The sequence below is a fragment of the Pseudomonas sp. NPDC087639 genome (genome assembly GCF_044743385.1).
Taxonomy (GTDB): Bacteria; Pseudomonadota; Gammaproteobacteria; order Pseudomonadales; family Pseudomonadaceae; genus Aquipseudomonas.
Genome location: NZ_JBIUWI010000029.1, coordinates 1 through 8,608, shown reverse-complemented (window position 1 = coordinate 8,608; position 8,608 = coordinate 1). Strand labels below are relative to the sequence as shown.

The window sequence follows — 8,608 nt, the reverse complement described above, 5'->3', positions numbered from 1 at the left end:
CGGAAACCCCGCCGTTCCCGCTGAACGAGTTCTCCGACGTCGGCGAAGAAACCCGCCTGCGTTATCGCTTCCTCGACCTGCGTCGTCCGGAAATGGCCGAGAAGCTGCGTCTGCGTTCGCGCATGACCACCAGCATCCGTCGCTTCCTCGACGAGAACGGCTTCCTCGACGTTGAGACACCAATCCTGACCCGCGCGACCCCGGAAGGTGCCCGTGACTACCTGGTGCCAAGCCGTACCCACGCCGGTTCGTTCTTTGCCTTGCCGCAATCGCCACAGCTGTTCAAGCAACTGCTGATGGTCGCTGGCTTCGACCGCTACTACCAGATCGCCAAGTGCTTCCGTGACGAAGACCTGCGTGCCGACCGTCAGCCGGAATTCACCCAGATCGACATCGAGACCAGCTTCCTCGATGAAAAAGAGATCATGGGCCTGACCGAGCAAATGATCCGCAACCTGTTCAAGGAAGTGCTGGGTCTGGAATTCGGTGATTTCCCGCACATGACTTTCGAAGAAGCCATGCGCCGCTACGGTTCCGACAAGCCAGACCTGCGTAACCCGCTGGAACTGGTAGACGTTGCCGATCAACTGAAAGAAGTCGACTTCAAGGTGTTCAGCGGCCCGGCCAACGACCCGAAATGCCGCATCGCCGCACTGCGCGTTCCAGGCGGGGCGAGCATGCCGCGCAAGCAGATCGACGACTACACCAAGTTCGTCGGCATCTACGGTGCCAAGGGCCTGGCGTACATCAAGGTCAACGAGCGTGCCGCCGGTGTTGAAGGTCTGCAATCGCCGATCGTGAAAAACATCCCGGAAGCCAACCTGAACGTGATCCTTGATCGCGTCGGCGCGGTTGATGGCGACATCGTGTTCTTCGGCGCCGACAAGGCCAAGATCGTCAGCGAAGCCTTGGGCGCACTGCGCATCAAGCTCGGTCATGACCTTAGCCTGCTGACTTGCGAATGGGCACCGATGTGGGTTGTCGACTTCCCGATGTTCGAAGAGAACGATGACGGCAGCTTCTCTGCGCTGCACCACCCGTTCACCGCGCCGAAGTGCACGCCGCAAGAGCTCGAAGCCAACCCGGCTGGCGCCCTGTCTCGCGCGTACGACATGGTGCTGAACGGTACTGAGCTGGGTGGCGGTTCGATCCGTATCCATCGCAAGGAAATGCAGCAGTCGGTGTTCCGTCTGCTGGGTATCAACGAAGCGGAACAGGAAGAGAAGTTCGGCTTCCTGCTCGACGCGCTGAAGTACGGTGCTCCGCCGCACGGTGGTCTGGCCTTCGGTCTGGATCGTCTGGTGATGCTGATGACCGGCGCCCAGTCGATCCGTGAAGTGATCGCCTTCCCGAAAACCCAGAGTGCTGCCGACGTGATGACGCAAGCACCGGGTGTGGTGGACGCCAAGGCACTGCGCGAGCTGCACATTCGTTTGCGCGAAACGCCAAAGGCTGAGTAAGACGGGCCTGAAGGCGCATCTTCGGATGCGCCTTTTTTCTTTCTATAGAGAAGAGAGCAGGTCGAGATTTTTTGGTTGCTGGCCGATGCATGAGCAGGCGGGCAACGTTTCAAAGAGAATTCGGAGCGAGTTATGGCAGGTCATTCCAAGTGGGCGAACATCAAGCACCGCAAAGAACGTCAGGATGCCAAGAGAGGCAAGATCTTCACCAAGTGGATCCGTGAACTGACCGTTGCGGCCCGTCAGGGCGGCGGTGATCCGGGCTCCAATCCGCGTCTGCGTCTGGCCCTGGACAAGGCGCTGAGCGCGAACATGAGTCGCGACATCATCGACCGTGCAGTGGCGCGCGGCGCCGGTGCGACAGAAGCGGACAACGTCGAAGAACTGACCTACGAAGGTTACGGCCCGGGCGGCGTGGCGGTAATGGTCGAGTGCATGACCGACAACCGCAACCGTACCGCAGCCGCTGTGCGCCATGCGTTCAGCAAGTGTGGCGGCAACCTTGGCACCGACGGTTCGGTCGCGTACCTGTTCGAGCGCAAGGGCCAGATCAGCTTCGCCCCGGGCATCAACGAAGACGCTCTGACCGAGGCGGCGCTGGAAGCCGACGCCGATGACGTGGTTACCCACGAAGACGGTTCGATCGATGTGTTCACCTCGTTCACCAGTTTCTACGCCGTGCGTAACGCCCTCGAAGCTGCTGGTTTCAAGGGTGATGATGCTGAGATCGTGATGCAGCCGACCACCAGCGCCGAGCTGGACCTGGAAGGCGCGGAGAAAGTCCTGAAGCTGATCGACATGCTTGAAGACCTGGATGACGTGCAGAACGTCTATTCCAACGCAGACATTCCGGAAGACGTGGCCGCTCAGCTCGGTTAAGAGCGACTACGATTCAATGTGGGAGCTGGCTTGCCAGCGATGGCGTCGGCACATCTGTTGAAGATGTTGCCTGACACACCGTCATCGCTGGCAAGCCAGCTCCCACATTTGTTATTCGTTGTATTGAATTTCGTGCTTTTTCCGAATCCGCAGGCGTTATGACTTTAATTCTTGGTATCGACCCCGGTTCGCGTATCACCGGTTACGGCATTGTTCGCGATACCGGCCGCGGTGGCTGTATCTACGTGGCCTCCGGTTGTATTCGCACTGGCGCGGGCGAGCTTCATGAGCGTCTGCAAATCGTCTATCGCGGCGTACGCGAAATCATTCAGACCTACGGCCCGGTCACCATGGGCATCGAAAAGGTGTTCATGGCGAAAAACGCCGATTCTGCGCTGAAACTGGGGCAGGCCCGCGGAGCCGCCATCGTCGCTGGCGCCGAAGAGAGTCTTGAAATCGCCGAATACACCGCGACCCAGGTCAAGCAGGCCGTGGTCGGTACCGGCGCAGCGAATAAGGAGCAAGTGCAGATGATGGTCATGCACATGCTCAAGCTGACCAGCAAACCGCAAATCGATGCTTCGGACGCTCTGGCGATTGCCATTTGTCACGCGCACACCCGTTCCAGCCTGCTGCCGCATGGCTTGGGAGCGGCACGCAGTCGTGGCGGGCGCCTGCGTCTCTGATAGCATCAGCAATCAAATTTCCCGGAAGGTGGGTTTTGCGCCTGTGTCGTCGGCCTGAAGCTCGCCTTCCGTCAGTCGCCAGCCCACGGCTGGCCAACGCTCAAGGATCTGAAACGTGATTGGACGCTTGCGCGGCACCCTGGCTGAGAAACAGCCGCCGCACCTGATTCTGGATGTAAACGGCCTCGGATATGAGCTGGAAGTGCCCATGACCACTCTCTATCGGTTGCCGTCGGTCGGTGAGCCGCTGACCCTGCACACCCATTTGGTCGTACGCGAAGACGCGCAATTGCTCTATGGTTTTGCCGGCAAGCGTGAGCGAGACTTTTTTCGCGAGTTGATCCGTCTCAATGGTGTGGGGCCGAAACTGGCTCTGGCATTGATGTCGAGTCTGGAAGTCGACGAGTTGATCCGCTGCGTGCAATCCCAGGACACCTCGGCCCTGACCAAGGTGCCGGGCGTTGGCAAGAAAACCGCCGAGCGTTTACTGGTCGAACTGAAAGATCGCTTCAAGGCCTGGGAAACCTCGCCGGCCATGTTTGCCCTGGTGCCGAACCAGCCGGACGGCCCGGCGCCGGTCAACACCGCCGAGAACGATGCGGTCAGCGCGCTGATTTCCCTGGGTTACAAGCCGCAGGAAGCGAGCAAGGCGATTTCCGCGATCAAGGACAAGAATTTGAGCAGTGAAGACATGATCCGCCGCGCCCTGAAGGGAATGATTTAAGTGATTGAAGCTGATCGTCTGATCGCCGCTGCGCACAGCCCGCGCGAGCGCGAAGAAGTCCAGGACCGGGCCATTCGCCCGGTCAGTCTGGCCGACTATATCGGCCAGCCGACCGTGCGCGAGCAGATGGAACTGTTCATCCAGGCCGCTCGTGGCCGTAGTGAATCCCTCGACCACACGCTGATCTTCGGCCCGCCTGGGCTGGGTAAAACCACGTTGGCCAATATCATCGCTCAGGAAATGGGTGTATCGATCAAGAGCACCTCGGGGCCGGTCCTCGAGCGTCCGGGTGATCTGGCGGCGTTGCTGACCAATCTTGAGCCGCACGATGTTTTGTTCATCGACGAAATCCATCGTCTGTCGCCGATCGTTGAAGAAGTGCTGTACCCGGCGATGGAAGATTTCCAACTCGACATCATGATCGGCGAAGGGCCGGCAGCGCGTTCGATCAAGCTCGATCTGCCGCCGTTCACGCTGGTCGGCGCAACCACTCGCGCCGGCATGCTGACCAATCCGTTGCGTGACCGCTTCGGTATCGTCCAGCGTCTTGAGTTCTACAGCACGGCTGACCTGTCGACGATTGTCAGTCGTTCGGCGAATATCCTCGGTCTGCCGCTGGATCCGGAAGGCGCCTTTGAAATCGCTCGCCGCGCCCGTGGTACGCCGCGGATCGCCAACCGTCTGCTGCGCCGGGTGCGCGATTTCGCCGAAGTTCGCGCCAAGGGGCACATCACCAAGTCGGTTGCCGATCTAGCGTTGAACCTGCTGGACGTCGACGAACACGGCTTCGATCATCAAGATCGGCGTTTGCTGCTGACCATGATCGAGAAGTTCGATGGCGGCCCGGTGGGGATCGACAGCCTCGCCGCTGCGATCAGTGAAGAGCGCCACACCATTGAAGATGTGCTTGAGCCATACCTGATTCAACAGGGCTACATCATGCGCACACCACGGGGCAGGGTGGTGACGCGGCATGCGTATCTGCATTTCGGTTTAAACATTCCGTCACGAATGGGTGAAATGCCCGTGGCAGACGAGTTTCTCGATGCTGTGGACGATTAATACACATTTGTTGTCGATTTATTCAGGGTTTGTACTGTCTGAGGACGGTACTTTTGCGGTAAAGCCTTTGAACAATGAAAAACAGTTGCCTGGCCGGATTGGCAACCTGAGGAGTAAGCACTAGAGTATGCGCGCGCAAAACGGGCTTGAGCCGTTCGCACAGCGTTGTCGCGTTTATTACGAGGACACCGATGCGGGCGGCATCGTGTATTACGTTAATTACCTCAAGTTTATGGAACGGGCTCGAACCGAGCGGCTCCGCGAGCTGGGCTTTGCCCAATCGCAGCTGGCAGGGGAGGATCTGTTGTTTGTCGTGCATTCCAGCGAAGCGCGCTATCACGCGCCGGCGCGACTGGACGACGAGCTGCTGGTAAGCGCTGAAGTAATCGAATTGAACCGTGCCAGCCTGCGCTTTAAACAGCAGGTCAGGCGGGTAGCAACCCGGATCCGGATTCGGGCGTCGAGCAAATCTTCCGCGCCGGTTTCAAAGAGTTCTCCCGTCTGCGTCAGCAGCCAGGCGTCGATCCTGAGGCGGTGATGGAAGGCGTGGCCCGTGCCATGCGTGTGGCCATCTCCCGCGAAGAAGAGAAACTGGAGCAGAGCCTGCCGTTCCTCGCCACCGTTGGTTCGGTCAGCCCGTACATCGGCCTGTTCGGTACCGTGTGGGGCATCATGAACTCCTTCCGCGGTCTGGCCAGCGCTCAGCAAGCCACCCTGGCCACCGTGGCCCCGGGTATTGCCGAAGCACTGATCGCCACGGCGATCGGCCTGTTCGCGGCAATTCCTGCAGTAATCGCTTACAACCGTTTTGCAGCTCGCAGCGAAACCCTGCTGGGCCGTTACTACACCTTCGCCGATGAATTCCAGGCGATCCTGCACCGCAAAGTGCACACCAGCGAAGAATAAGCAGGTAATTTCCAATGGCTTTAATCGCTCGAGCTCGCAAAAAGCGCAAGCCGGTCGCCGAGATGAACGTGGTGCCTTACATCGACGTGATGTTGGTGCTGCTGGTCATCTTCATGGTAACCGCGCCGATGCTCAATCAGGGCGTGAAAGTTGATCTGCCCAAGGTTTCCAGCGAAGCCTTGCCGCAGGACAACAACACCCAGGTCCTGACCATTTCGATCAAGGCTGACAAGACCTATTACTGGAACCTTGGCAGCGAAGTCGACACCGAAAAGCAACAGGACAGGGCCATGACCCTGCCGCAGATGACCAGCGCGGTGACAAAAATCATCGCTGCCGGCAACGGTAACGGCAAGCGTACCCAGGTCTTCATTCGTGGCGACAAGACTGTCGATTACGGTTCCGTCATGGGCGCCATGGGCGGGTTGCAGAAAGCCGGGGTCGGGAATGTTGGCTTGATTACCGAGGCCCCCTGATGCAGCCACTGCGAGAGCCGTCTGCCTCGGAAAGCTTCTTCTGGCCTAGTGTCTGGGCGATTGTCTTGCACGTGCTGGTGTTCGGCATGCTGTTCGTCAGTTTCGCTTTTACACCTGAGCTGCCGCCGGCCAAGCCGATTGTCCAGGCGACCTTGTATCAACTGAAATCGAAAAGTCAGGCGACCACCCAGACCAATCAGAAGATTGCGGGTGAGGCGAAGAAATCCGCCGCGCGTCAGACCGAAGTCGAGCAGATGGAACAGAAAAAGGTCGAGCAGGAAGAGATCAAGGCCGCTGCGGAACAAAAGAAAGAAGAAGCGGCTCAAAAAGCCGAGGAAGCCAAGAAGGCCGACGAGTCTAAAAAAGCGGACGAGGCGAAAAAGGCTGATGAAGCCAAAAAAGCCGATGAAGCGAAGAAGACCGCCGAAGCCAAGAAGGCAGAAGAGAAACAATTGGCTGATATAGCCAAGAAGAAATCTGAAGAAGAAGCCAAAAAGGCTGCTGAAGAAGAGGCCAAGAAAGCGGCCGCTGAAGAAGCCAAGAAGAAGATTGTCGAAGACGCGAAGAAGAAAGCCGCCGAAGACGCCAAGAAGAAAGCTGAAGCTGAAGAGGCGAAGAAGAAAATCGCCGACGAAGCGAAGAAGAAAGCTGCTGCCGATGCTGCGAAGAAGAAAGCGCAGGATGCGGCACGTAAATCTACCGAAGACAAAAAGGCTCAGGCCCTGGCAGATTTGCTTTCCGACACGCCACAGCGTCAGCAGGCCTTGGCCGATGAGCAGGGTGACGAAGTCGCGGGCAGTTTCGATGACCTGATTCGTGCGCGAGCAGCAGAAGGCTGGGCTCGCCCACCTTCAGCACGCAAAGGCATGACGGTGGTGCTGCAAATCGGCATGTTGCCGGACGGTACGGTGACTTCGGTCAGCGTGGCCAAATCCAGTGGCGACGGTCCGTTCGATGCTTCGGCAGTCGCAGCGGTCAAGAATATTGGACGTTTGACAGAAATGCAGGGAATGAATCCGAGCGATTTCTCTGCGTTTCGTTCATTCAAGATGACAGTCACACCTGAGGATCTAGCCTTGTGAGAAACCTTCTTCGAGGAATGCTGGTCGTGATCTGCTGCATGGCAGGGATCGCGATGGCTGATGAAAAGAACATTCTGGTCACCAGCGGCAGCGATCGGGCTACTCCGATCGCCGTTGTACCGTTCGGCATGCAGGGCGGTGCCGTGCTGCCGGACGACATGGCTGAAATCATTGGTAACGATTTGCGCAACTCGGGCTATTACTCGCCGATTCCAAAGCAAAACATGATCAGCCAGCCAAGCCAGCCGAGCGAAATCATCTTCCGTGACTGGAAGGCGGTGGGTGCTCAATACATGATGGTCGGCAGCATCGTTCCAGCGGGCGGTCGCCTGCAGGTGCAGTGGGCGCTGTTCAACGTTGCCACCGAACAGAAAGTGGCTGACGGCAGTGTTTCCGGCACTACCGAGCAATTGCGCGATATGGCGCACTTCATCTCGGACCAGTCGTTCGAAAAACTCACCGGTATTCAAGGTGCGTTTTCGACCCGTCTGTTGTACGTAACGGCTGAACGCTTCTCCGAGAAGAACACCCGTTACACCCTGCAGCGTTCGGACTATGACGGTGCGCGCGCCGTGACTCTGTTGCAATCGCGTGAGCCGATCCTGTCGCCGCGTTTCGCACCGGATGGCAAGCGCATCGCCTACGTGTCGTTTGAACAGAAGCGTCCGCGGATCTTCATGCAGAACATCGACACCGGTCGCCGTGAGCAAATCACCAACTTCGAAGGCCTGAATGGCGCACCCGCCTGGTCTCCGAATGGCGATCGTCTGGCGTTCGTGCTGTCGAAAGACGGTAACCCGGACATCTACGTGATGAACCTGGCTTCGCGTCAGATCAATCGTGTCACTGCGGGCCCGGGCATCAACACCGAACCTTACTGGGGCAAGGATGGTTCGACCATCTACTTCACCTCGGACCGTGGCGGCAAACCACAGATCTACAAAACCAGCGCCAGTGGCGGCGGTGCGGAGCGAGTGACCTTCATCGGTAACTACAACGCCAACCCGAAACTGTCGGCTGATGAAAAGACTTTGGTGATGATCCATCGTCAGGATGGTTTCACCAATTTCAAGGTGGCAGCCCAGGATTTGCAGCGAGGTAGTGTAAAGATCCTCACTGATAGCACTCTGGACGAGTCACCCACTGTTGCGCCCAACGGCACCATGGTAATCTACGCCACCCGCCAACAGGGCCGGGGAGTCTTGATGCTCGTGTCCATTAATGGACGCGTTAGGCTCCCGCTTCCTACCGCTCAAGGCGAAGTCAGAGAACCGTCCTGGTCCCCTTACCTGAAGTGAGCGGGCGCTACACGTTTTACTTAACACACTGGGGT

General features: G+C 58.2%; 8 protein-coding genes and 2 pseudogenes. All 10 read left to right on the top strand.

What is annotated here, in order from left to right; genetic code table 11:
• Positions 1 to 1,460 (top strand): aspartate--tRNA ligase (gene aspS / locus ACIOVB_RS14280; protein ID WP_401268623.1); only part of this gene is annotated, 1,460 nt, incomplete at its 5' end.
• A 132-nt stretch (positions 1,461 to 1,592) separates the two neighbouring features.
• Positions 1,593 to 2,339: a YebC/PmpR family DNA-binding transcriptional regulator gene (locus ACIOVB_RS14275; protein WP_401268621.1), complete on the top strand. Its 747-nt coding sequence runs from the start codon at positions 1,593 to 1,595 to the stop codon at positions 2,337 to 2,339.
• A 158-nt stretch (positions 2,340 to 2,497) separates the two neighbouring features.
• Entirely contained in the window at positions 2,498 to 3,025 is a 528-nt protein-coding gene (gene ruvC / locus ACIOVB_RS14270; protein WP_007912737.1) for a crossover junction endodeoxyribonuclease RuvC, read from the top strand.
• A gap of 115 nt (positions 3,026 to 3,140) precedes the next feature.
• Entirely contained in the window at positions 3,141 to 3,749 is a 609-nt protein-coding gene (gene ruvA, locus ACIOVB_RS14265) for a Holliday junction branch migration protein RuvA (protein ID WP_123467207.1), read from the top strand.
• Positions 3,750 to 4,811, top strand: coding sequence for a Holliday junction branch migration DNA helicase RuvB (ruvB, locus tag ACIOVB_RS14260; RefSeq protein WP_187679767.1), 1,062 nt, complete (start codon positions 3,750 to 3,752; stop codon positions 4,809 to 4,811). It begins immediately after the preceding gene.
• 127 nt (positions 4,812 to 4,938) lie between these two features.
• Positions 4,939 to 5,259, top strand: a pseudogene (locus ACIOVB_RS14255) (YbgC/FadM family acyl-CoA thioesterase); the annotation flags it as partial.
• Positions 5,238 to 5,717: pseudogene (tolQ, locus tag ACIOVB_RS14250) on the top strand (protein TolQ); the annotation flags it as partial. The pseudogenes ACIOVB_RS14255 and tolQ, both read left to right, overlap by 22 nt.
• Before the next feature lie 23 nt (positions 5,718 to 5,740).
• Positions 5,741 to 6,193 carry a protein TolR gene (gene tolR, locus ACIOVB_RS14245; protein ID WP_401268701.1) on the top strand — a complete coding sequence of 151 codons (453 nt, stop codon included), beginning with the start codon at positions 5,741 to 5,743 and terminating at the stop codon, positions 6,191 to 6,193.
• Positions 6,193 to 7,275, top strand: coding sequence for a cell envelope integrity protein TolA (tolA, locus tag ACIOVB_RS14240; RefSeq protein ID WP_401268618.1), 1,083 nt, complete (start codon positions 6,193 to 6,195; stop codon positions 7,273 to 7,275). Before tolR ends, tolA begins: the two co-directional genes overlap by 1 nt.
• Positions 7,276 to 7,292: 17 nt before the next feature.
• The gene (gene tolB / locus ACIOVB_RS14235; protein WP_187679778.1) at positions 7,293 to 8,573 is read left to right on the top strand and encodes a Tol-Pal system beta propeller repeat protein TolB; all 1,281 of its coding nucleotides are present in this window, start codon (positions 7,293 to 7,295) and stop codon (positions 8,571 to 8,573) included.
• The last annotated feature ends 35 nt before the right edge of the window (positions 8,574 to 8,608 follow it).